We start from the raw sequence: 24567 nt of genomic DNA, 5'->3' as shown, positions 1-24567 counted from the left end.
GTGTCAGGACTTCATGCCAGCGTAATCCGGTTGCGTCCGGTTTGCTTGGACACATACATCGCGGCATCAGCAACTTCAAACAAGGCATCCGCATCACTGGCCTGACCGAGGTCAGCAATACCCGCAGAAAACGTGACGTGGAAGCTGCCATTTTCGGCATGCTGACTGATACGACCAAACGCCTGACGCACTTCATCCAGCACGGCACGGGCTTTGACTGCAGATGTATCCGGAAAAATCACGGCGAACTCTTCACCACCGTAACGACCAACGATATCGGTACGACGCAAACGCTGCTGCAGCAAGCGCGCCAGCGTGCGCAAGACCTGATCACCGGTGCCATGACCGTAGCTGTCATTGATTTTCTTAAAGCTGTCCAGATCAATCATCGCCAGCGCCAGCGGACTACGGTGACGCTTCGCCTGCAACATTTCCGACTGCAGGCGTTCTTTAATCGCCGAGTGATTCAGTAAGCCGGTCAGGCCATCACGCATAATCAGCGCACGCAGAGTACGGTAGCGTTCCGCACGGCTGACAACCGACGATACCAGATATTCCGCCCTGACTGGCTTTGCGATGAAGTCATCTGCACCGGCACGTACAGCATCCAGCTGACGCTCAGGGTCGACTTCGCTGGACAAAAACACAATCGGGATATCGACATAAGAATTATCCTGGCGGATCAGCTTGGATAATTCGATGCCACTGCAAACTGGCATATAAATATCCATTAAGATCAGTTCAGGCCGGAAATCGCTGATTGCCGCCAGCACCTGCGCCGGATCATGCAGCAAATGCACTTCCATACCCGCATTGCGCAGCACCGTGCTGTAGTAACGTGCTGTGACCACATCATCATCAATAATCATGACGCGGTAACCGGTATGGCTTTCGCGACGCAGCAGCGCTTCTATCCTGTCAGTCAGTCCAACCACATCCACCGGCTTGGTAAAATAGCCGTCACCATGTGCCCGCACTGCCAGCATACGGGATGCGAATGTCGGCGAGGCTGAAATAAAAATGGTCGGAATACGGAAGCGCTGTAATTGTTCCAGCCTGCGGATTTCTTCCGCACCGGCATGCTGATCATCAGGGAAACTGAGTTCGATCACAATCGCATCCGGACGGCGCGTCCCGACAGCGCGGGCCAGCTCACGCGGATGCGCAATCCAGACGACTTCAAAACCGAAATGCTCGAGCTGAGAAGAAATCGCCTGCTGCTGTTCAGCATCCTGATCGACCAGATAAATCAAGCGGTTTTCACGTACCGGCTCTTGTGGCTGCAGCATATCGGAGGCATCTTCCGGCTGCGGTACGGCATCCGGTGTATCACCCGCAATGACTGCTCGCATGTATTGCCGTAATTGCTGACGGAATTGTTCAAATTCCTGCGCAGGCATAACACCGTCTTTCAACCAGGGTTTCAGACGGCTTTCGTACACCCGTGCCTGACGGCCAAGCGCCTCGAATCCGAATGTACCGGCCGACCCCGCCATCGTATGCAGATAGCGGTGTAAATCATGCTGCAAACCGGTATCGTCCGGACAGCTCGCCAGATTTTCCAGTGCGGAGACAATCTCTTCGCACTTGCCGGGTAGTTTTTGCAGAAAAATGGCTTCCAGTGCGCGCAACTTTTCATGCAAAGCATCATTCGGGGTATTCATTACTGACGACGTGCCCACATTTCATTGATCTGAGCCGACAATTCCATCGGATCAAATGGTTTAGCGATAACGCCCAGTGCACCGAGATTACGGTAGTACTCAAGCTCCACAGACTGCACTTTGGCAGTCATAAAGACGATGGGGGTATTGGCAGTCGGTGCCAGCTTACGCAACTCAGACAGAGTGGTAGGGCCATCCATGACCGGCATCATGACATCGAGTAATAACAGGTCAGGCACATAGCCATTGCGTATTTGCTGGAGTGCCTCCATGCCGGAAGCACAGCAGTTAAGTTCAAATCCACCGACGATTTCGAAGGAAATTTTCGCGACTGTCCGGATATCCGCGTCGTCTTCTACGTACAAAATATGTTTCAGTCCATTGTCGGCCATGCTTATTCCTCTCATTGTCATGCAGATTGGTTATCCCAGCATAATTCAGGATAGGTTCCAAAACAATGAAGATTGCCTGTTTTCAACCATAGCATTGCAGCCTTGGCGCTGTGCAGACAATCTTCCTGTCATTTGTGTTGCCACAAACCCTGCGGCATACGCACCACAGGGCTCATGATGTTAATTACTTCAACGAAAAATCCACGCGGTGCCAGTTATCACTGTCTTTGGATTCACGGTTGATACGCGGTGCAATCAGGAACAGACGTTCACGCGGCACACCGGCAACATCTTCCAGATAATCCCGTACCAGATCAGCCCGTTTTTGCGCCAGTTGTCGCAGGGATTCATCATCGACCGGAATCGCCGCTTTCAGCATTGCGCTCATTTCCTCATCCGGCAGTGACTTGGTCAGTCCCAGTACATTCCGTGGTTTAACGATGCTTGCTTCACTGTACAAAGCAGCCAGATAACGATGACGCTCTTCTTTACTCAGCGTGATGTCATCAATCCGTATGGTCTTATCTTTTTTCAGCGCATCGCGCCACTTGGCTTCCTGCAACCGGCGCTCCAGCACAGCAGCTCTGACGCCATCAGCATCGGTCGATGCATCCGCCTTACCGGTAATTTCCAGATGCAGGCTCTGACGTGCCAGCAAGGCTTTACCAAGCTGATCAAGACGCTGACGTGCGGGATCGGCGATCAGCGCCTGCCCCGGTTCAAAACCAACGAACGACAACTCTTCACCGCCGCCGAATAAAGAACCCAGTAAAGCAAACGGTGAGGTCACTGCCTTTGTAATCACATTCATGAATACTTTAAAAATCAGGCTGCTGACCGAAAATTGCGGATCAGATAAAGAACCGGATACCGGCAGATTGATTGCGATTTTCCCCTGATTATCACGCAGCAGCGCCACTGCCAGCATGACAGGTAAGCGCGTTGCATCAGGGCTTTCCACTTTCTCACCAAACGTCAGCTGATCCAGCACGATTTCATTCTCAGCCTTCAGTTGCTGTTGTTCGATACGATAAGCCACCTGCATGGACAGCTTGCCCTTTTCAATCGCGTAACCGGCATATTTCGCGGAATACGGCGTCAGACGCGTCAGCTCCAGTCCATTGGTACTGCCTTTGATATCCAGAAAAATCGGATTCGCCAGCGGATTCAGCGCACCGGATACCAGCAACGGCGCATCATCGTCCACTTTACCGGTAAGCTCTATGGTCGCCGGTTGCGTACTGTCGGATGCCAGCAAGCCTATCGTCCCGCTGACGCCGGTCAGATTCGCTTTGTAGTTCGGACGAATGAAGTGATCCGTGAAATTGATATTGCCACCACTGATCCGGGTCTGACGAATACGAATCACCGGTGTCACGTGTGGCGTCGTTTTAGTGACCACTGCCTGCGCCGCAGATACTGCGGCAGTTGCCGATGTTGCAGAGGCTGCGGTCGTATTCACCTGCGCTGGTGCAGATACGTCTGCAACTGCCGCCTCCGGCGTTTTACGCACCAGAATACTGGATAAATTCAGCTTACCTTTTTCTGACAGCACAGCACGTGCGAAGAAATCCTGTAATGTCAGGGTCGCCAGTTCAATTTGCCTGTTGCGTGCGCCAAACTGCACTTTCAGACCGTCGGCAGTAATATTTTTCCATTCGAGAAAATCCTGCTCCGAGCCATTTTCAAAAATCTGGAAGTTTTGCAATTTCACCTGTCCATCGAATGCAAGCTCAGGTTGTGCTGCTCGCAGACTACCGGCACGACCACTACCTTTCAGGCTCAGATTACCCTGGGTAATTTCTACATTCAGTAAATCCGAAACATATGGGTACAGCGAAGCAACAGGCAAACTACGTGCATCAACGTTAAAACGCGCATCGGCAAGCTTTGCCCCCAGATCAACGTCCAGTTTCAGGTTGCCTTTCTGATTCCAGCGGCCTGCAACACCTACCTTCAATGGCTTATTCAGGTCAGACTGCCATTGTGAAACCTGCAAGCTGAGCTGGTCGAGCTGCGCTTTGAACGACGGTCTGACACTCTGATCAGTGAAAGATACAGCAGCCTGCGCCAGGCTTATCTGCCCCAGCTGTAACTGCCATGGTTTTGCAGAAGAAGTGTTCTGTACAGCAGTCGCGCCGGAAGATTGAGAAGTACCGGCACCTGCAGTAAGCCACCTGCTTGCCAGCCAGGTACCGTCTGTTCCACGACGAATATCTGTACGCAAGCCATCCAGCGCCAGCGCTTCCGCCTTGAGCTGTCGCTGTTCGCTGTCCGCAGAAATCCCGTTCAGATCCAGACTAGTCAGTGCAAAACTGCCATCACCGACAGAACCCTGCACCTGAATGTCATGCAAATGCAGCTCGCTTTGCTGAACCGACCATTTTTGTGGTTGCCATTCCGCCTGCACACTGGCATCCACTGCACCGCTAAGCTTTGCTCGCAGTACCTGGTCAAGCCAGGGCTGATACGGGCTGATCTGCCAGTCGCTGAGTTGCAAATGAGCATTCAGTTGCTGTGCCACCGGTTGAATCTGCGCATCCAGCTTCAGGCTGCCCTGATCAGTATCGTTCAGCGATAACTGCAGTACTGCCGGTACGGCATCCTTTGCCGTACTCAAAGCATTCAGAGACAAGTCCCACTGAAAATCTCTGGTCACTTTACGAGTCGCCATCAGACTATCCGTCAGATGCAGACTGCCTTTATGCACACTGGCTTTGTCCAGTTTCCACAGTGGCAGCACTTTTTCCGGCTGGACGCCGCTTTTCCCACGGGGATCAGCAACAGATTCCGGTGCAGATATTTTTTTGCCTGATGACAATAACGACAACCAATTCCAGCCATGCTCTTTATCCGCAGTCAGCCAGATTTCCGGCTGATCTATCTGCAGATTCTTTACATGCCCTTGCAAACCATGCAAATCCACTGACGCGAGTTCTGCTTTCAGTCCGCCAAAACGCAGCAGCTCATCGCCCTGAAGACTTTGTAAATGTACCTGCTGCAAGGCCACACTGCCTTCCAGCACCGCTTGCGCAGGCTGCTTACGAAATACGAGACTCAGCGACGAATCCAGTTTTGCTGATTGCAAACGAACGGGCAAAGCCAGTGGCAGATAGGTTTGTAATTTGGCCAGATCCAGCGTTTGTATGCCGAGATCCAGACGACTTTCCATACTGCTGGAAAAAGGTTTGCTGTTTGCATGAAATCTGACCGGAGCACCGTTGAGCATAAAAGACAAGGCAGGCTCAACATGCGTTTCTGCATCATGCGGAAAACTGGAAATAAACGGCAAGCCCAGTTCTATGGTATCAATCACTGCCGTCTGCGCCGCAGAGCGATCTTCGTAACGGACAGTGCCGTTGTGAATCAGAATATCATGCAGGGCGAAACGTGCCGGTTCCGGACTTGCAGGTGTCGCTGCAAGTTTATCGAGAATATCGCTGAAGTTATAAAGACTGTGATTTCCCTGCTGTACACGCGTGATGCGGACTTGTGGCTGAACAAGCTCCAGTCCGTCAACCACCAATGCACGATGCCATACCGATGCCAGAGAAATATTCAGTTTCAGCTGACTCAGCGTCATTGCATCGTTTTTCTGATCTGCCTCTTTCAAATGAAGATCTGAAATAGTCAGCGTCAGGCTGAACGGAGAGAAACGTATATCACCTGCTTCGAGCACACGTCCGGTGTGCTGCAGTACCTGTGCTGGCAGTACAGCACGCACTATCGATGGTACAGCCAGCCAGCCCAGCATACTCCAGAGCAACAGCAAGCCTGTACATATCTGCACCCAGCGCCGGCGGAAAATACGGTTGATGACGGGCTTCACAAAGGAAATGGAGGAAAAAATCATAGGTGTGCATTACAAAGAATTTGGCCACAACGTTGCTGCAACGAGGGCTTACGGCGGTGCCGATGTCTGTCTGACATTATACGCGGTGAAATCCGAAGGCAAAAAAGGAAAAGCCCCGCTTATCGGGGCTTGCCGTAAAAGATTGTCAAAAAGATTTCAATATTCACCACAAGCCGGCACTTGTGCGAAAGACGATTTCGTTCCGGCTCAGAAGCGCTGAGATGGCACGCCCTGAAAAATCCGCTCGGTCATGAAATTACCGCCAATGTGATATGACAAGTCCGCCGGACGGGTAATATCCCAGCGCACCATATCCGCATCCATACCGGTACGCAGCATACCAGTCCGCTGCTGCATCCCCAGCGCGCGTGCCGCATTTACGGTGACTGCCTTCAGACATTCGTGCGGCGTCATTCTGAACAAAGTGCAGCCCATATTCATGGTCAGTAATAAGGATGTCATCGGCGATGTGCCGGGATTGCAGTCCGTCGCCAGTGCAATCGGAACACCGGCATCGCGTAAAGCCTGTACTGGCGGCAATTTGGTTTCACGCAAATAATAAAACGCACCCGGGAGTAACACAGCGACTGTGCCAGCCGCCGCCATGGCTGCAATGCCTTCCTGCGATAAATATTCAAGATGATCCGCAGACAACCCCTGATATCTGGCGGTCAGTGCTGCGCCATTCTGATCAGACAATTGTTCTGCATGCAGCTTTACCGGCAAACCAAGTCGCTGTGCTGCGATAAATACCTGCTCAGTCTGCGCACTGGTAAATCCGATATTTTCACAAAAAGCGTCCACAGCATCGACCAACCCTTCTGCCGCAAGCGCTGGCAGCATCTCATCACAGACATGGCGGATATAGTCATCTGCGCGTCCGTGAAACTCAGGAGGCAAAGCATGCGCGCCTAAAAAAGTAGTAACAACTCTGACCGGAAACATGGTTCCGAGCCGCCGTGCGACGCGCAGAATTTTGCGCTCGGTTTCCGTATTCAGGCCGTATCCGGATTTAATTTCAATCGTTGTGACACCTTCATTCAACAGGCTGCGCAAACGCGGAATCGCTTCCTGCAACAAAGCATCTTCGTCAGAGGCGCGCGTTGCATTCACAGTAAAACGAATGCCGCCACCCTGCTTCGCAATCGTTTCATAGCTGACGCCGTTCAGCCTTGCCTCAAACTCATGACTGCGGTTTCCGCCGTAGACCAGATGGGTATGGCAATCGGTCAATCCCGGAGTTATCCATTGCCCCTGACCATCGGTAACTTGTTTTGCCTGCCAGCCGGAAGCTAAATCTGCCTCTTTTCCCAGCCATACAATTTTTCCGTCAGCGACTGCAATTGCCGCATCGTGTACATCACCGCTCTCCGCATCCATGGTCGCCAGATGCACATTCCGCCAGAGATGATCCCAGACTTGCATCAGCTTGCTCCTGTCGCACTGAAGCGAATAATAATGAGACAGATATCGCTTTCTGCCGTCGCTGTGAATTGCAAACTGATGCCTTCATGCGCGTGGTTTTCTTCCTGCAGCAATAACTGTTGTGAGCGAACCAGCGTTCCGTCAGTAAGCGAAACCTGACCACGGTGACAGTACAGCAATATTTGCTGAGCCTCACCTGCCTGCACAAAATGGTCGCCTTCGCCGAAGCGGAGCATCGTATGCGAACAAACTTCGCGCCGGCTCATCATGTTCAGATCAGTAACGGTAATGCCATTAAGTAGCTTTGCCACCACCGGCGTCTCACCGCTAAACCGGAAAGGCGCACTATCGACACGGAGCTCTGCGACCTCGCCCTCATCACCGGTATCGTGCAGATATAAATCCATGCCGTCACCACTCAGAACAGCGAGGCTGCGTTCAATACCTGCAAAGTGTGAAAACGGCCCGTCAGTTGCGACCGTCGCAGTGCTGAGACGCCAGATAAACTGATCGAGCCCTGCATCTGGTGGGTAAATGGCTAATTCCGTTGTGCTTCCACCACCATTCTTCCAGGGCATGGTGCGGAAATCCTGTTCAGACCAGATTTGCATCATTATTTCCTTTATCACAATACGCTGAATGTACCGCAAAAAAATAAAACCTGCCGCTGCGAGCTGCAGTACGGCAGGTTTTAATCAATCAACGGCTCAGGCCAGATACAAGTGCTGATACAGGGATTGGCAATGTGCGCTCAGAGCGCCATCGATGACCAGCTGTTTTGCTGCCTCGATATCCGGGGCGAACAAACGGTCTTTATCATAAAAACTGACATCCTGACGCAGACGCTGCACCACCGGTTGCAACAAGCCGGAAGTCTGCAGCGGTGCATGGAAATCCACGCCTTGCGCCGCAGCCAGCAACTCGATACCAACAATGGTCGCGGTATTGTGCGCCATCTCGTGCAAACGACGCGCACCGTAAGTTGCCATACTGACGTGATCTTCCTGATTCGCCGATGTCGGAATAGTGTCAACACTGGACGGATGTGCATGAGATTTGTTTTCCGATGCCAGTGCTGCTGCAGTCACATGAGCAATCATGAAGCCGGAATTCAAACCGGAAGACGGCACCAGGAAAGGTGGTAGGCCGGAAATCGATGCATCAATCAGTAATGCAATGCGGCGCTCAGAAATCGAGCCGATTTCTGCAATCGCCAGCGCCAGCGTGTCGGCAGCGAATGCAACCGGTTCCGCGTGGAAGTTACCACCCGAAATCACTTCTCCGGTATCAGCAAACACCAGCGGATTATCCGTTACCGCATTGGCTTCTGTCAGCAAAGTCCGCGCAGCATTATTGATAATATCCAGACAGGCACCCATGACCTGAGGCTGGCAGCGCAGACAGTAAGGATCCTGCACACGTTCGTCATTGACCAGATGCGACTGACGAATCGCGCTACCACCCAGCAGTTCACGGTAAATCGCGGCTGTTTTAATCTGACCGGGCTGACCACGGCTGCTGTGGATACGCGCATCAAATGGCGCATCACTGCCTTTTGCTGCATCGACCGATAAAGCGCCGGTGATGGTTGCTGCTTCCAGCAGACGCTCTGCCAGGAACAAGCCATTCAGGGCCAGCGCAGTGGATGCTTGTGTACCGTTAATCAGTGCCAGACCTTCTTTCGCCGCCAGCACCACAGGCGTAATACCGGCTGCGGCCAGCGCCTCCATTGCCGGACGCATAACACCATGCACACGTACCTGACCTTCTCCCATCAGCGCCAGTGTCATATGTGACAGCGGCGCCAGATCGCCGGAAGCACCAACGGAGCCCTTGACCGGCACAGCAGGCATAATGCCGGCATTGAACATCGCTATCATCGCGTCGATAACCGATGCGCGGATACCGGATACGCCACGGGACAAGCTGGCGATTTTTGTTGCCAGCAGCAGGCGCACCACTTCATCACTCATCAGCTCACCGGTGCCTACCGAGTGCGACAAAATCAGATTGCGCTGTAACAACTCCAACTGATCATCCGGGATACGGGTTTTTGCCAGTTTGCCAAAGCCGGTGTTAATGCCATACGCTGCATCCCCTTTTTCAACAATTTTACGAACGGCTGCAGCCGATGCGTCGATCGCTGCGCGCGAATCCGGATGCAATTGCAGTTGTACCGGTTGTTTCCAGATCAGGCGCAAATCGCTGAGGCTGAACTGGCCAGGGTGAATAGTTAAGCTAGTCATACTGTTTCCTGTCTCCGGGCCGGCTTCATACCGGCCACTGTGATTACGAATTTCTTAAGTGGTTTTTATGATACTGAAACATCAGCCTGTATCAGCCTGTATCAGCCGATCATTGGCAATTTCAAACCCTGACGCTTCGCGCAGGCAATCGCCTGCTCATAGCCAGCATCAGCATGACGCATGACGCCGGAACCGCAGTCATTGATCAGCACACGGGCAAGGCGTTGTGCAGCGGCATCGCTGCCATCTGCCACGATCACCATACCGGAATGCTGCGAGTACCCCATACCAACGCCGCCACCATGGTGTAAAGAAACCCAGCTCGCGCCACCTGCCGTATTCAGCAAGGCATTCAGCAGAGGCCAGTCAGACACGGCATCTGTACCGTCACGCATACTTTCAGTTTCACGATTCGGGCTGGAAACCGATCCGGTATCCAGATGATCTCGGCCAATTACCACCGGTGCTTTCAGTTCGCCGTTACGTACCATCTCGTTGAATGCAAGGCCTGCAAGGTGGCGTTCACCCAGTCCCAGCCAGCAGATACGCGCTGGTAAGCCCTGGAAGGAAATGCGTTCCGCAGCCATATCCAGCCATTGATGTACATGGCGGTTTTCAGGGAACAGTTCTTTAATCTTGGCATCGGTTTTACGGATATCTTCCGGATCTCCCGACAAAGCTACCCAGCGGAACGGACCTTTACCTTCGCAGAACAGCGGACGGATATATGCCGGTACAAAACCCGGGAAATCAAATGCATTTTTCAGACCCTGATCAAATGCAACCTGACGAATATTATTGCCGTAATCCACAGTAGGAATACCCATTGCATGGAAGTCCAGCATTGCCTGTACATGAACTTCGCAGGATTTCGCTGCTGCTGCGGTCAGTTCTGCATGGCGGCTGACATCCTGCTGCGCTGATTTCCACTCCGCAACAGTCCAGCCAGCTGGCAAATAACCGTTAATCAGATCATGTGCTGATGTCTGATCCGTCACCAGATCCGGCTTCATACCACCAGCCTGTGCGCGCTTGACCAGTTCCGGCAGAATTTCAGCGGCATTGCCCAACAGAGCGATCGATACCGCTTCTTTACGTTCGCAGTGATAACGCACCAGCGCCAGTGCATCATCCAGATCCTTCGCCTGTTTGTCGACGTAACGGGTGCGCAGACGGAAGTCGATACTGGATTGCTGACACTCGATATTCAGCGATACTGCGCCGGCGAATGTTGCTGCCAGTGGCTGTGCACCACCCATACCACCCAGACCTGCTGTCAGAATCCAGCGGCCACCCCACTCGCCACCAAAATGCTGGCGACCGGCTTCGGCAAACGTTTCATAAGTACCCTGCACAATCCCTTGCGTGCCGATGTAAATCCAGCTGCCTGCTGTCATCTGGCCGTACATGAACAAACCTTTACGGTCCAGTTCATTGAAATGTTCCCAGTTCGCCCATTTTGGTACCAGGTTGGAGTTCGCGATCAGAACGCGCGGCGCATCAGCATGGGTTTTAAATACACCGACTGGCTTACCGGACTGAATCAGCAGGGTTTCATCTTCCTCCAGCTCTTTCAGCGATGCCAGAATCTGATCAAAACATTCCCAGTTACGTGCTGCGCGGCCAATACCGCCATACACCACCAGGTGTTTAGGATTTTCAGCGACTGCCGGATCCAGATTATTCTGAATCATGCGGTAAGCAGCTTCCGCCACCCAGGTTTTACAAACTTTTTCAGCACCGCGCGGTGCGCGGATTTCACGGCTGGCATCCCAGCGCGGATCATTCATCAGTGCGTCAGACATACAGGTCTCCTTGATGTGAAACAGATGTTTTTCGGGTGGCGATGTCGCCTTTGCAGAATAGAGACTGCAATTGCTGAGCAGTTTAAGTTGTATATACAACTTTAGCAAGCGGATTTTTAATGCGACAATGCCGGTTTAGCGCAATCCGGTACATTTTTGTAACCAGAACCTACAGGCTGCATCCGTGAACAAAATTCCTGCTTCAACCCCTGCCTTTCAGGTCATTAAAGATTATCTGCTCAATGCCGTGCAGACCGGCATCTGGAAAGAAGGTGACGCCATCCCTTCAGAAGCTGCACTGGCGACACAATTTTCGGTTTCGCGCATGACGGTGAACCGCGCCGTCAGAGAACTGACTGCAGAACAAATCCTGACCCGCATTCAGGGTTCAGGCACGTATGTCGCGCAACAGAAATATCAGGCGACGCTGGTTGAAATTAAAAGTATTGCTGATGAAGTCAGAGCACGAGGCCATGTCCACCGTAGCGAACTTCATGCGTTACAGGCATTGCCGGCAAGTGAATTACTCGCACAGGAGTTTGGCGTCGATACGGGGACATCGCTGTTCCATTCGCTGATCGTACACTTTGAAAACCATGTCGCGATTCAGGTCGAAGACCGCTGGGTCAATCCGGTCATTGCACCGGATTATCTGGAACAGGATTTCAGTCTGCGAACGCCGAATGAATATCTGGTTGCAGTAGCGCCGCTGCAAGGTGTGGATTACCGGATTGAGGCGATGCTGCCGACCAAATCCGTGGCTGACATGTTGCAGATCAGTACCCGCGATGCTTGTCTGGTGTTGCACAGAAAGACCCGCTCGCAGTCCAGAGTCGCCACCGTCGTCACGATGTGGCATCCGGGTCAGCGTTATCAGTTTGCAGGCAGTTTCTGAGCCCGGAACCGTTCGTACACCGTCACAATCCGTCACAAGGCTGTCATTCGGAAAAACGGTATCCGGTTTACAATACGGCACATGTTCTGTTAGTGCTCCGCCCACGGTCACTGACAAGAGGTCCAAGAAGTGAGAATTATGCGTCTACAAGTTGTTTACCGATCCCTGACTATCCTGTTGCTGGCAGGTTTATCCGCCTGCAGCGTAACCGGTCAGAAATCCGCCAGCGCTCAGCATGAAGATTTCGGCGCGACCGATGTCTTTACCCGCAGTTTTCCGGGCAGCGAGCAAAATGCCTGTGAAGCTGCACGCCGTGCTTTATTAAGTCAGGGTTATGTGATCAGTGACTGGAAGCCGACGATCATTCGTGGTCGCCGTAAGTACCAGCATGAAGTCGATGTTCATGCAGAAATTGAGTTCAATGTCACCTGCGTTCCTGACAGCAAAGGCAGTAACAGTTCCACCATTTTTGCGAATGCGGTACGCGACCGTTATTCTCTGAAAAAGAGCAATACCTCCGCCAGTATTGGTGTCAGCGCAATTGGCTCTGTGTCTCTGCCATTCGGCAGTACGGATGATTCCATGGTGAAAGTCGCCAGTGAAACCATCGCCAGCGGTAATTTTTACTCACAGTTCTTTGATCTGATCGAGCGCTATCTGGATGGCACTGTGTTTCCGAATGAGCCGGAAGCGGAAAAACGTGCAGAACCTGTACCGCAAAAAAATACAGCACCGGCCAGTCAGCCAACACAATCTGTTACCGGTACACAAAGCGAATGACGGAAAATCCTGCTCAGCAGCGCGAACATGATTTGCTGCGTCTGGTCAGCATGCGTATGCCCTACGGAAAGTTCAAAGGCCGTGTACTGGCAGACTTACCGGGGCATTATCTTGGATGGTTCGCCCGGGAAGGCTTTCCTACCGGGGAGCTGGGCAGATTGCTGGCACTCATGTATGAAATTGATCACAATGACTTGCGTGCTTTACTGCTTCCGGTACGCCAGTCCGGTGATACTCGATAAAAGCAATGCTGCAGCTCCGTTTGGGAGTGTCGGCGCTATGCAAATCGCGATTTCCGAACAGATCCGGAATTCCGGAGTAAAAACAAAAACGCCGCTTACTGAAGCGGCGTTTTTTTATTTGCACTGATCCGATTATTTCGATTCAGCGGCTTTTTTCTTACCTGCTGCAGTTGCTGGCAGGAAGCGAACCGGATCGTTCGCACCGGATTGATACGCTGCAACAACAGAACTAGGGCGCAGGCAGGAAGCACCGAGGCTGTTATCACCACTGGATGTTGATTTGCATACCTGCAATTCTTTTACTGCATCCAGAGAAATACCTGCTGCCGCTGCAACAGAAATAATCGATTGTGGATTTGCACCGCCAGATACCAGCGAATCAACTGTTGCCTGCAGATTGGTTGAGCTGGTCAGCGCGTTAAAAATACCATCCACCGAGGTATCCACGCCTTCCGCCATGACGGATGCACCAGAACACAGTACCAGACCTGCGACTGCCAGTTTCAGCATTTTTTTCATTATGTCCCCTTCAACAAAACCGCAAAAAATTAAGGTGTTACGAAAGTATTACAGCGCCTTATTGTAATGAAGTGCAGCACAGATGCAAAACGAGAATATCAATGGAATTCTGCCTCTTTATAGCATTTCGCCCGGGCAACATTTTATGCGCGAGCGAAACGAATGCAGCATCAGAACAGGCGATACACCGGGTAACGACGCCATTCCGGCTCACGGTATTTACGGCAATGCGCAAAGATAAAATCCAGTACCGATTCCTGACTATCCAGAATTTCCGGATTCACCGCTTTCCATGCTTCAAAAGCGGCACGGGTTTCCGGCTCAGTCCGCAGAATTTCCGCTGCACTGTCTTCAAACACATAATCAGAATACGCCTCTTTTTTCTCCAGCACGCTGTTGAAAAATCCCCAGCGGAAGAAACTGTCGTGTGCTGAAGGTTCCAGCGTTTCGATAGCATATCGCGCCTGATCCTGATCGAGGCTGACGATGTAATCACCTGCTTCAATACGCACTGTTTCCGTCACAGCAGTCAGGCTCACCTGATCATGGAACATATGTCCTTCATAAGCATTCGGACGGGATGCAACCGATGGAATCCGGTACACCTGCACTTCGCGCTCATGTGTTTCTTCGACACGGGTCATTTGCACGCCATTCCATTGCAAACGCTCGATCACGTGACGCCAGGCCTGCGGGATCAGGTAGGCTTTAGGCTGCTCCACCAGAATGTCAGGAACAAAGCGATTGAAATAAGGAATTGCCTTTTCCCAGGGCTTTTGCCTGTCATAGGAAAGACGCATATAGGTGCCGAGCACACTGGGAGAGTACACCGCCTCGTAACCACGGAACATAAAGCTGGACGGCTGACTGCGATCGGCTTCCCAGTGCACCGCAGCTTGCTGCTGAGTACGTACTTTTGCACGAGCCTGCTGGCGCAGAGTACGAATTTCCTGACCATGCTGAATGGTGTAATCCAGTACGGTTTCAACCAGCGCACGCATCGACAGATAACGGTCTTTAAACGGCTTCAGCATATGCGTTTCAGGCATAAACCCGATCGTGTGATGCAGGGCTGCATACCCGGTGGAGAAACGCGGGGTTTCCAGAAAATCTTCAATACCGTGATCCGGAATATCTTTGACCGGATTCACGTAAGGACAAGTTGGCCAGCCTCTGACATCCATGCCCTGAAAAATGGCTGGCAACATTTGCCGCTTCAGGTAATCGCCCAGACCATATCCGAGCTTGTCTGTTTGCGTCTGAATCAGCGTCATCGTATAGGCGTAATCCGCACCGTTAGACGTATGCGTATCCACCATCACATCCGGATCCCAGGCTGTGAAAAAGCGGTTGAATACGCCGGCATTCAGACTGTCGCATTTAATAAAGTCACGGTTCAGATCCAGATGCAGACTGTTGCCACGGAACCCGAAACTTTCCGGGCCATCCTGATTCACACGCGAGGTATTCTGACGATTCATGCTGCCGTCAACGTTATAAATCGCTGTGAATAAAAAGACCGTTTTCCCCAGCGCAGCGCGGCGCTCTGCATCTAAACAAAAATCACGTACCAGAGCCATGCAGGCATCCACGCCTTCCGGCTCGCCGGGGTGAATACCATTGTTGTTGAAGAACACAGGACGACCGGCAGCCTTCAGTTGCTCACGGTCAAATACGCCATCTGCGGTAACAACACCGGCATGAATTGGCCGACCGGAATCCGATTGTCCGATTTCAAAAAATTGCAGTACTTGCGGAAAATCTGCTGCCAGCTTTTGATAGTAGGCAATGCATTCCGGCCAGGTTGTCGTCTGGTTACCGTTCCCGAGTTCAAACGGGGTAGGATAAGCGCTCGTTGTGGTCATGATGATGACTTAAGAGAAATGTAACAAAGCGCTGATTTTAACGCAGTTCCGCCGGAGCCGATTCCGCACTGCACACATGCAAATGCCCGTCGGTCGCATGTGCTACCGACGGAATTTAATTCAGATGAAGGCAAAGCCGCCACAGGAAATTCTGTCGCCGATCAGACTGTACCGACCACCGGTGCTGCTTGCTGATCACCTTGCGCAGCTGCCTGCAACCGGCTGCGTACCAGCTGGATATGGCTGCGCAATCCGTACAATTCCTCAGCATACGCCAGCGGCACCACAATCTGATTCACGCTGTTTTCCAGCAAATCCAGCCTTTGCATTCCTTGCTGCCAGTCCTGCGCTTCCTGCTCGAGACTCAGCTCGATTTCTCGTAATTGCCCGTACCAGCGGTAAATCCGTGAACGGATACGCCAGACATAAACCGGCGGAATAATTTTCGATAACGGCAGAATCATCGCTCCGGCTGCCACCAGCACGAACCACATACGTTCGATGAAATTTGCCACCCAGAATGGCAAATAGCGCTGTAGTACCGGAATACCGTGTTCATAGAACTTCACCGCATGTTCAGACACCGGAATCTCGGTAAATCGTTCCGAGGGAAATTCATTCCGTTTGCTGAACCAGTCAGCCTTGCTGTGAATTGTACGGGCCGCCTGCAGCATCAGTGAGACCAGTGCCGGATGCAGACTTTCATGTGCCACCAGCGTGACTGTGGTTGCGAGCAAATGGTAATCACGCGCTGGCAAATCCGCGCCGATGTCGATGATGCCGCGCGGCAATGTCACGGCGGACAAATACGCTAAGCGTCTTGTATAGGCTTCTGCCTGCTCAAAATCGAACAGACGTACATCGCGGTTTTGCAGCAATTGCTGAACAATTTCTGAATCACTGCCGGTACAGAACACCAGCACATCGGTCTCACCGCGCAAAAAACTGTCCAGCGCCTGCTGATCCGGCAAACGCTGAATGCTGACATCGCTGTCCTGTACATGATTCAGTTGCAGCAACTCGGTAAAAATACGCTGTATGCCGGAACCACGTGCGCCCAGGTTAATGCGCTTACCTTTCAACTGCGTCAGCGAGCGCCAGTCCGATTTACTGCGATAAAAAATCCAGATCGGCTCGTAAAACAAAGCGCCCAGTGAAATCAAACCCTGCTCCGCAGCCTGTTCCGGATCTGTTGAACCGCTGCGTACGAAACCGACTTCATACACAGAATCCGGATCACGGATACGCTCGAAATTTTGTTGAGAGCCTTCCGAGTTTGCATTTCTCAGTGTGACGCCGCTCTTTGCAAGTTCGGAAGAATAAGCCCGTGCAAAGCGCTCGTAGGTCGATCCCGGTACCCCGCTGGTCATATCCACCAGTTTCGACGGCGCAGGATCAGCAAGCCGGTAACCCAGATAAACCAGTCCGCAAAACAGCGCCAGCACCGGCCCGAATGCGACCAGAAAATCACGCAGCGAGAACAGCGTAAATTTAATTTTTTGCATACCGGTATGAATTATTGCTGCGCCGCCGGGGCTGCTTCAAACTCAGCGCCCGCTTGTTCCAGCCCCGCCTGCAAACGGGCAAAGGCTGCAGGCAAAAGCGCAGCTTCTCCCTTCACGCCGAGTTCGATATGGCGGCGTTGCGTCGCAGTGGCGACACTGGGCAGGCTGAATACTTTTACGCCCGGAAAATCTGCTTCGATTGCTTCCATCAATGGCGTGAGCGCAGCTTCCATCGCTTCATACACAATGTAAGAACGCTCCGCTTCCGTATGCTGATGAAACAGATGCGCATAATGGGTGTCCAGTACCCATTCGATCATCGGCCACGCCATGACAGGAAAACCGGGGACGAAGTAATGACGCTGTATCATGAAGCCCGGAATATTGTTGTACGGATTCGGAATACATTCCGCCCCCTGCGGGAACTCACCCATTTTCAGACGCTGCAGATTATCGGGGCTGTCTAAGTCAGCGACAGTCCCTGCTTCGGCTGCGGTCTGACGGATTCTGTCCTGAATACAGGTCTTTGCCAGCGGATGCAGCACCAGCGGTACGCCAAGCGCGGCGGCAGCGCACTGACGTGTATGATCATCCGGCGTTGCGCCGATACCGCCAGTGGAAAACACGATGTCATCACCGGCAAAACTGCGTTTCAGGGTGGAAGTAATGCGTTCGCGCTTATCACCGACGTATTCCGCCCAGTCCAGTTGCAAACCGCGTTGCTTCAGAATCGCGATGACTTTTTCCAGATGTTTATCCTGACGTTTGCCCGATAAAATTTCGTCGCCGATGATGATCAGTCCGAATCCCATTGCATTTCCCTTCGCTTACCTGAATAAGCTGTCATTTTGCCACAGGGCACAACAAGAGGCGTGATCGTGCGGATCAGTAGCAGCCGGATGCAGCGGGAATGATGAACAGGCGCGGCAGATGCAGCCTTAAAACTCTGCGACCACCTGATTATCGGCAATGCGGATGCCCTGCTCTGCGCGTAACTGTTCCAGCGCAGACAGGCTGAAATGCACAAACCACAGTCCGGTGAACACAAAGACCACGATGTACAGCCAGATCGCGAATCCGGCGGTAAATGGCAGGGTCAGGAAATTCATCACACCACCGAGCCACAGCATGCCCGGTGCTGCGCCGAACAAACCGGACACCGTACCAATCGCAATCAGTGCCGGACGATAGCGCGTGATAATCAGCTCGCGCTCATCGGCATCTGCATGTTCAGCCAGCGCGTCGTAAATCATCACACGGTAAGTCAGCCAGCCCCACAGCAAGGGTTGCAATATCATGGCCAGCGGCGGAATCAGTGTCAGCGGCAAGGTCAGCAGCCATATCACGATAAAGATAACAAACGAACTCAGTGAATGCCAGAGGCTGCCAAACAGGCTGCCGCCGTGGCGTCGTTCGAGTACAGGATAATAGCGGCTGCCGACAAAGCGCGTGATGGATGGCATCGCAAATGCCGTGATGCAAATCATGGAAGTCAGTACCATCAGCGGCAGTAACAGCCACATTGCCACCAGCGGCACAACGAAAGCTTTCAGCGCCAGCAAACCGACAAAACTGAAAATACGGCCGGTTTGCTCAAAACCCTGATACTGCGAGAACCAGGCCTGAATCAAATCCACAAGCGCCTGCAAGCCAAACCACAAAATACCCGCCCATAAAATCGCAGCGGCCAGAAAGGGCAAAAAGGTCAGGCTCAGCATGCGCCAGTGGAATTGTGATCCCAGTGCACGTCCCCAGGACAAACCCAGTGCCGTCATGTTCATGCTTTTGTTTCCTTATCGATACCCAGCATTCGCAAAATTCCCAGCTTTTGCTGTGCCCAGAATCCGCTGCCGTAATCGCGCCCCTGCCCTGCCGGCGGCGGCAACTGATCGCGGATACCGGTTTCTACGAATTCGCTGGTAAAACGCGCCGTCCCGAATAGCAAATCCCACACCGGAAACAGCACCGCAAAATTATGACCGCCGAGTGTACCTTCTCCATCGCTTTCATGCCCTATGCCTATCGCATGGTGCAAACGGTGATACCGGGGCGACACTAACAGGTACTCACCCCAGCGACCGAAATGGATGCGGACATTCGCATGCTGCAGGCTTTGCAGCATTTGTGATGCCATCACCAGCAGCACATACTGGCCCGGCTCGACGCCAATGACAATGGCGATAATGCCCATGTAAATGTCGCGCAGTAAATCATCCAGCAAGTGATTCCGGTTATCCGACCACAGATTCATATCCTGCTGGCTGTGATGCAGGCTGTGTAGGCCCCACCACCAGTTGAACTGATGCTCTGAACGGTGATACCAGTAATCGAAAAAGTCGAGCACCACCAGATACGCAAAAAACAGCAGCGCCGGATATTGCAGAAAACCGGACCACAAATTTTCCAGATTAAACGGATTCATTCCCTGCAAATGCAGCGTGGCCGTCAGCTGATCCATCAGTGGCGTCAGCAGGAAAAAAGTCAGTACTGAGAATGCCCCCAGCCGGTGCAAGGCAGTGTAGATAAAATCGTTCCAGCGCGCCCAGCGGTTACGTATAGTCTGCACTGGCAGCCATGCTTCCAGCGGACGCAGAATCAGAAACAGCAGCACCAGCTGTATCAGCCCCCAGACAAACCATTCAACGCCGTTAAAAGCATCTTCAACAAATTCACCCAGCCCCAGCGAAAACATGGCGGGCTGCACCAGGGTTTCAAATAACCAGGCCTGCAGGTTAGCAATCCATTCAGTCATGATGTGTTTCTTCAGCGGTAAAGAGGATGTTCGCGCAGTGTCGCAAAACAAAACGATTTTTGCTGCAAGCCTTCGATCAGCGGCACCAGATTCGCCGGCATCCAAGGATCTTTGCGGGACCAGATGCCCATGTGCGCCATCACGATATCGCCGTCCTTCAGGCCATTCAGCATCTTGTTCAGCAAGCGGGCATTACTGACTTGTTCGCTTGGCAGTTCGTCACCGGAAAAACCAGCGGGCGCCCAGCCTGCATGGCGCATGCCGCAACGCTGACCAGCCTGTTCCAGCCCCGGGGTTAAGCGTCCACCCGGCGCACGCCAGAACGGGTCCATTTTCTGACCGGTCAGTTGCTGGAAACGTTCCGTCACACGACGCAGTTCCATACAGTATTCTGCCTGTGTCCATTGCAGCGTTTTGCCAGCCTGTGGCCCGAACTGTGGTTTGACCGCGATGCGGCCATCCGGCAAATCACGCACCACATACACATGGTCAAAGGTATGGCTGCCGAAAGCATGGCCATCGCGCGCCAGTTGTTGCCAGAAAGGCTGCCAGCTCTGATCGAGGGAATAATCACCGCGCACGGTTTTTTCATTTGCCAGAAAAAACGTGGCGCGGATCTGATATTTACGCAGCGTACCGGCAATCAGTTGTGCCTGCGATTGCGAGCCGGTATCGAAGGTCAGGTAGACCGTGGCACGACAGGAAGGCGCTGCCATGGTGGCAGCGCTGAGAGACTGGCTGGACAGTGCGGCAGCCAGCAGCGCGGCTTTACTTATCGCCTGCGCGGTTTGCGAAGTACACACCATGCGGCGAGCGTCCGACCGGAATCAGTTTGATGACTTTGCGGGATGGAATATCCACCACCGCGACTTTTTTAATCCAGCGCAGGGTTGCCCACAGGGTTTTGCCGTCTTCGCTGACTTCCATACAGTCAGGGCCGCCCGGTACCGGAATCGAACCGACCATTTCCAGTTTTTGCTGATCGAAAATATTGATTTCGTTGGAAGTACGGTTAGAGACGAACACATGGCGCTTGTCACCCAGGGCGCGGAAGTTATGCGTACCGACACCAGCCTTCACACGCTTGATGGTTTTTTGTGCGCGCCAGTCAATGACTTCCACATAATCAGCACCCATGATGCCGACCAGCAGATATTTATCATCCGGTGTCATCACAATACCGGCTGGCAGTTTGCCGACCGGCAGCGTCCATTTCACTTTGTGGGTTGCCAGATCAATCGCGGATACCTGATCACTGCCCTGCTGAGTAATGAACACCGTCGTGCTGGCAGCATCGAATGCCATATGGCTAGGCAGTTTCGGCAGCGGCACACGGCTGTCCAGTTTCAGATTCGTACCGTCATAGCGGTAGATATCAACACGGTCCAAACGCAGGGAATTCGATACAAACCATTTCTGATCCGGTGAAAAACCGATCTGGTAAGGATCGGCCACGTCTTTAATACGACGCTGAATCTGACCGGTTTTCGGGTCCAGAAACACCAGCTCATCACCGACTGCATTGGCGACGATCAGGGACTTATTGTCCGGCGTTGCCATCAGATGGTGCGGCTCTTTGCCGACCGGGAAAGTACTGATTTCTTTGTAGGATTGCTGATCGAGCAGCGTGACAGTCGCATCACGCGAATTCAGTACGACCACCACATTGCTGTCGGCAGACTGTGCCGTCAGCGGGAGAACCAGAGCGGCCAGCAGACTTGCCAGCAGGAAACGACTACGCATGTATCTCAGACCAGAGTTGATAAACAGAAGCTGCATTTTAACCCGCGTTGTGCACCGCAGTGCTGCCACTGACACAGGTTTTTCAGGATTTCATGCAAAATTGCGCGGTATCAAGCCATTTTTCCGGTCAGCAAGCCTGCATACTACGCAGACGGAATTGGTCTACAATACCGCCACTTTTTTGAATTGGAGAAATCATGAGTGTGATCACTACAGTAAGCGGCCTGCAATACGAAGACAAAGTCGTTGGCGAAGGCGCAGAAGCGCAAGCCGGTAACCACGTTGTCGTACATTACACTGGCTGGCTGCAAAACGCTGACGGTTCTGCCGGCGCAAAATTTGATTCCAGCAAAGACCGCAATCAGCCTTTCTCTTTCCCGCTGGGCGCTGGTCATGTGATCAAAGGCTGGGATGAAGGCGTGCAAGGCATGAAAATCGGCGGCACACGTGTACTGACTATCCCTTCTGCTCTGGGCTACGGTCCGCGCGGCGCAGGCGGCGTGATTCCTCCGAACGCAACCCTGATTTTTGAAGTAGAACTGCTGGGTGTGTAATTCCCGCACTGACTGAATTTATTCAGTCGTTTGCACTGAAAAAGCCGCGCAAAGTCGCGGCTTTTTTGTTGCCTGCGGCCATACTCCGGCAGGTCGGCTGTGCAGCTATCCGCATCAGGCATTTACGGAGAGCCGGACTTTCTGCCGACGACCGCCGGATCGCTATGCAGAACACCGCATTTGGGTCGTTTTCGGGCAGTTTTGAGCCGTACTGAGCACTTCCGGCAAGTTCCAGTGCGCTTCAGGATGGGTTCCGTGCGCTCTGACACTTTCCCGCCAGTTCCGCTGGCGAGATGTCGTCTGAGCATAAAAAAACGGACTGCAGTCGCAGTCCGTTTTTTGCAAGTTGTTTGCTACCTGTGGGCCACGTTTGCCGCGTTTGCCACATCACCGGCACAGCGGCATTCAGCGCCGCTTATTCCTTGATGAAATGCGTACGGTAGTACTTCAGTTCTTCAATCGATTCACGGATATCCGCCAGCGCCGTGTGTTTCTGCGCTTTTTTGAAGCCGGACGCCAGTTCCGGTTTCCAGCGGCGGCACAACTCTTTCAGTGTCGACACATCCAGATTGCGGTAATGGAAGAAAGCTTCCAGTTTCGGCATACCGCGCACCATGAAGCGGCGATCCTGACAAATGGTGTTGCCGCACATCGGCGATTTATTGGCCGGCACGTAGTCTTTCAGGAAAGCAATCAGGGTTTCTTCGGCAATTGCTTCCGTCACTTCAGATGCTTTGACGCGGTCAATCAGACCGGATTTGCCATGCGTGCCTTTGTTCCACGCATCCATTTTATCGAGCGTGGCATCGCTCTGATGAATCGCCAGTACCGGGCCTTCGGCCAGTACATTTAATTGCGAATCGGTCACGATGACCGCGACTTCCAGAATTTTATCGGTGTCCGGATCGAGACCGGTCATTTCCATATCGACCCAGATCAGGTTCATGTCGTCCGGTTTGATGGCTGTCGCAGATGCTTGGTTATCGTGAGCTTGTGACATAATTCTTCCTTAGCTTTTTTACGAATGTCACATTTTCCCATGAATTCTGTCAGCTTTACCGTTTTATTCACCGGCTTCCTCGCCCTGTCGGTTGCCTTACAGTTCTGGCTGGCACACCGTCAGATCCGTCATATTGCACGTCATCGCGGACAAGTACCGGCCGATTTTGCTGAAAAAATCAGCCTCGCATCGCACCAGAAAGCCGCCGATTACAGCATCACCAAAACCCAGTTCGGGCAGGTGTTGCTGGTCGTCGAAGTCGCTGTGCTGCTGGCGCTGACGCTGTTCGGCGGCCTGCAATGGCTGTCCGATCTGGTGCTGTCGTACACCGGCCCCGGCATGCTGTATCAGATTGGCCTGATTGCAGCGTATTCCGTGGTGGCCGGCGTTATCGGCATTCCGCTCAGCCTGTACAGCCAGTTTGTGATCGAGGAACGCTTCGGCTTTAACAAAATGTCTATCGGCCTGTTTATCACCGATCTGGTCAAAAGCACGCTGCTGATGAGCGCACTGATGCTGCCTTTGCTGTGGGTGATACTGACGCTGATGGAAAAGGCCGGACAACTGTGGTGGCTGTATGCATGGGCCGTGTTCTGCAGTTTTCGGTTGCTGGTCTTTGCTCTGCACCCGAATCTGATTGCGCCGCTGTTCAATAAATTCACACCGCTGACTGACGAAGCTGTGAAATCCCGTATAGAACAACTGCTGCGTCGTATCGACTTTGCTTCCGGTGGTTTGTTTGTGATGGATGGTTCGCGCCGCAGCACGCACGGCAATGCTTACTTTTCCGGCTTCGGCAAAGTCAAACGCATCGTGTTTTACGATACCCTGCTGGAGCGCCTTGAGCCTGCGGAAATCGAAGCGGTGCTGGCGCATGAGCTCGGCCACTTCAAACTGAATCACATCAAAAAAGACATCGCGCTGATGTTTGTGATGACGCTGCCGTTTCTGGCGCTGCTCGGTTATCTGAAAAATCAGGTCTGGTTTTACACCGGCCTCGGTGTGGATCCGATGGCGCTCGGCGGTACCGATGCGATGGCACTGTTGCTGTTTATGCTGATCATGCCGGTATTCACCTTTGTGTTTTCGCCACTGATGTCAATCGGCTCACGCAAACACGAATTCGAAGCCGATGCCTTTGCTGCAAAACATGCCAGCGCAGACGACCTGCGCAATGCGCTGGTCAAAATGTATGACGACAATGCATCGACCTTAACGCCGGATCCTTTGCATTCCACGTTTTACGATTCGCATCCGCCTGCCAGCATCCGCATTCAGCATCTGATGGCAAACTGAATTACTACTGAACGATTTCATACAAACTTTA

22 protein-coding genes are annotated in these 24567 nt (G+C 52.7%); 6 read left to right on the top strand and 16 right to left on the bottom strand.

Annotated elements, in window-relative coordinates; translation table 11 throughout:
* Positions 1–11 precede the first annotated feature (11 nt).
* The 3 genes from KDM89_RS12005 to KDM89_RS11995 form a co-directional block, all read right to left on the bottom strand.
* Positions 12–1664: a diguanylate cyclase gene (locus KDM89_RS12005; RefSeq protein ID WP_212688173.1), complete on the bottom strand. Its 1653-nt coding sequence runs from the start codon at positions 1662–1664 to the stop codon at positions 12–14.
* A complete protein-coding gene (locus KDM89_RS12000) occupies positions 1664–2056 on the bottom strand; it encodes a response regulator (RefSeq protein WP_212688172.1) in 393 nt (130 codons plus the stop codon). The genes KDM89_RS12005 and KDM89_RS12000 overlap by 1 nt, the downstream gene beginning before the upstream one ends.
* Before the next feature lie 184 nt (positions 2057–2240).
* Positions 2241–5909 carry a DUF748 domain-containing protein gene (locus KDM89_RS11995; RefSeq protein ID WP_212688171.1) on the bottom strand — a complete coding sequence of 1223 codons (3669 nt, stop codon included), beginning with the start codon at positions 5907–5909 and terminating at the stop codon, positions 2241–2243.
* Between KDM89_RS11995 and KDM89_RS11990 the strand changes: the two genes are divergently transcribed.
* Positions 5893–6129, top strand: coding sequence for a hypothetical protein (locus KDM89_RS11990; protein WP_212688170.1), 237 nt, complete (start codon positions 5893–5895; stop codon positions 6127–6129). The genes KDM89_RS11995 and KDM89_RS11990 overlap by 17 nt on opposite strands.
* On the opposite strand, the gene hutI is transcribed toward KDM89_RS11990, so the two are convergent.
* The 4 genes from hutI to hutU form a co-directional block, all read right to left on the bottom strand.
* Positions 6117–7334 (bottom strand): imidazolonepropionase, encoded by a 1218-nt coding sequence (gene hutI, locus KDM89_RS11985; protein ID WP_438947516.1) that lies wholly within the window; start codon positions 7332–7334, stop codon positions 6117–6119. The genes KDM89_RS11990 and hutI overlap by 13 nt on opposite strands.
* A complete protein-coding gene (locus tag KDM89_RS11980) occupies positions 7334–7948 on the bottom strand; it encodes a HutD/Ves family protein (protein ID WP_212688169.1) in 615 nt (204 codons plus the stop codon). The genes hutI and KDM89_RS11980 overlap by 1 nt, the downstream gene beginning before the upstream one ends.
* 93 nt (positions 7949–8041) lie before the next feature.
* Positions 8042–9580 (bottom strand): histidine ammonia-lyase, encoded by a 1539-nt coding sequence (hutH, locus tag KDM89_RS11975; protein WP_212688168.1) that lies wholly within the window; start codon positions 9578–9580, stop codon positions 8042–8044.
* A 101-nt stretch (positions 9581–9681) separates the two neighbouring features.
* The gene (gene hutU, locus KDM89_RS11970) at positions 9682–11385 is read right to left on the bottom strand and encodes a urocanate hydratase (RefSeq protein ID WP_212688167.1); all 1704 of its coding nucleotides are present in this window, start codon (positions 11383–11385) and stop codon (positions 9682–9684) included.
* 184 nt (positions 11386–11569) lie between these two features.
* On the opposite strand from hutU, the gene hutC reads away from it, so the two are divergent.
* The 3 genes from hutC to KDM89_RS11955 all read left to right on the top strand — a co-directional run bounded on the left by hutC (position 11570) and on the right by KDM89_RS11955 (position 13302).
* Complete coding sequence (gene hutC / locus KDM89_RS11965; protein WP_212688166.1) at positions 11570–12280, top strand: histidine utilization repressor; 711 nt, start codon at positions 11570–11572, stop codon at positions 12278–12280.
* Positions 12281–12418: 138 nt separating this feature from the next.
* Positions 12419–13060 carry a DUF2242 domain-containing protein gene (locus KDM89_RS11960; RefSeq protein WP_212688165.1) on the top strand — a complete coding sequence of 214 codons (642 nt, stop codon included), beginning with the start codon at positions 12419–12421 and terminating at the stop codon, positions 13058–13060.
* Positions 13057–13302, top strand: a complete 246-nt coding sequence (locus KDM89_RS11955) for a DUF3820 family protein (RefSeq protein WP_212688164.1) — start codon at positions 13057–13059, stop codon at positions 13300–13302. Before KDM89_RS11960 ends, KDM89_RS11955 begins: the two co-directional genes overlap by 4 nt.
* Before the next feature lie 132 nt (positions 13303–13434).
* Here the strand turns inward: KDM89_RS11955 and KDM89_RS11950 are convergent, their stop codons facing one another.
* The 8 genes from KDM89_RS11950 to KDM89_RS11915 all read right to left on the bottom strand — a co-directional run bounded on the left by KDM89_RS11950 (position 13435) and on the right by KDM89_RS11915 (position 21686).
* Entirely contained in the window at positions 13435–13821 is a 387-nt protein-coding gene (locus KDM89_RS11950; RefSeq protein ID WP_212688163.1) for a hypothetical protein, read from the bottom strand.
* 170 nt (positions 13822–13991) lie between these two features.
* Positions 13992–15686 (bottom strand): M14 family zinc carboxypeptidase, encoded by a 1695-nt coding sequence (locus KDM89_RS11945; RefSeq protein ID WP_212688162.1) that lies wholly within the window; start codon positions 15684–15686, stop codon positions 13992–13994.
* Between the two features lie 161 nt (positions 15687–15847).
* Positions 15848–17191, bottom strand: a complete 1344-nt coding sequence (locus KDM89_RS11940; protein ID WP_212688161.1) for a TAXI family TRAP transporter solute-binding subunit — start codon at positions 17189–17191, stop codon at positions 15848–15850.
* An 11-nt stretch (positions 17192–17202) separates the two neighbouring features.
* Positions 17203–18003, bottom strand: a complete 801-nt coding sequence (locus KDM89_RS11935) for a competence/damage-inducible protein A (protein ID WP_212688160.1) — start codon at positions 18001–18003, stop codon at positions 17203–17205.
* A 126-nt stretch (positions 18004–18129) separates the two neighbouring features.
* On the bottom strand, positions 18130–18972 hold the full coding sequence (locus KDM89_RS11930) for an EI24 domain-containing protein (RefSeq protein WP_329604659.1): 843 nt from the start codon (positions 18970–18972) through the stop codon (positions 18130–18132).
* Positions 18969–19943 carry a sterol desaturase family protein gene (locus tag KDM89_RS11925; protein ID WP_212688159.1) on the bottom strand — a complete coding sequence of 325 codons (975 nt, stop codon included), beginning with the start codon at positions 19941–19943 and terminating at the stop codon, positions 18969–18971. The genes KDM89_RS11930 and KDM89_RS11925 overlap by 4 nt, the downstream gene beginning before the upstream one ends.
* Before the next feature lie 11 nt (positions 19944–19954).
* On the bottom strand, positions 19955–20749 hold the full coding sequence (locus KDM89_RS11920) for a polysaccharide deacetylase family protein (protein ID WP_212688158.1): 795 nt from the start codon (positions 20747–20749) through the stop codon (positions 19955–19957).
* Positions 20712–21686 (bottom strand): YVTN family beta-propeller repeat protein, encoded by a 975-nt coding sequence (locus tag KDM89_RS11915; protein WP_212688157.1) that lies wholly within the window; start codon positions 21684–21686, stop codon positions 20712–20714. Before KDM89_RS11915 ends, KDM89_RS11920 begins: the two co-directional genes overlap by 38 nt.
* A gap of 197 nt (positions 21687–21883) precedes the next feature.
* Between KDM89_RS11915 and KDM89_RS11910 the strand changes: the two genes are divergently transcribed.
* A complete protein-coding gene (locus KDM89_RS11910; protein ID WP_212688156.1) occupies positions 21884–22240 on the top strand; it encodes an FKBP-type peptidyl-prolyl cis-trans isomerase in 357 nt (118 codons plus the stop codon).
* A gap of 415 nt (positions 22241–22655) precedes the next feature.
* On the opposite strand, the gene orn is transcribed toward KDM89_RS11910, so the two are convergent.
* Positions 22656–23240, bottom strand: a complete 585-nt coding sequence (gene orn / locus KDM89_RS11905) for an oligoribonuclease (protein ID WP_212688155.1) — start codon at positions 23238–23240, stop codon at positions 22656–22658.
* A gap of 39 nt (positions 23241–23279) precedes the next feature.
* Between orn and KDM89_RS11900 the strand changes: the two genes are divergently transcribed.
* Positions 23280–24536, top strand: coding sequence for a M48 family metallopeptidase (locus tag KDM89_RS11900; protein WP_212688154.1), 1257 nt, complete (start codon positions 23280–23282; stop codon positions 24534–24536).
* Positions 24537–24567: the final 31 nt, after the last annotated feature.

The organism is Cognatundibacterium luofuense (genome assembly GCF_018139685.1).
GTDB classification, from domain to species: Bacteria; Pseudomonadota; Gammaproteobacteria; order Burkholderiales; family Burkholderiaceae_D; genus Undibacterium; species Undibacterium luofuense.
The sequence above is the reverse complement of the archived record's forward strand: the minus strand, read 5'-3'. Positions and strand labels throughout refer to the sequence as shown.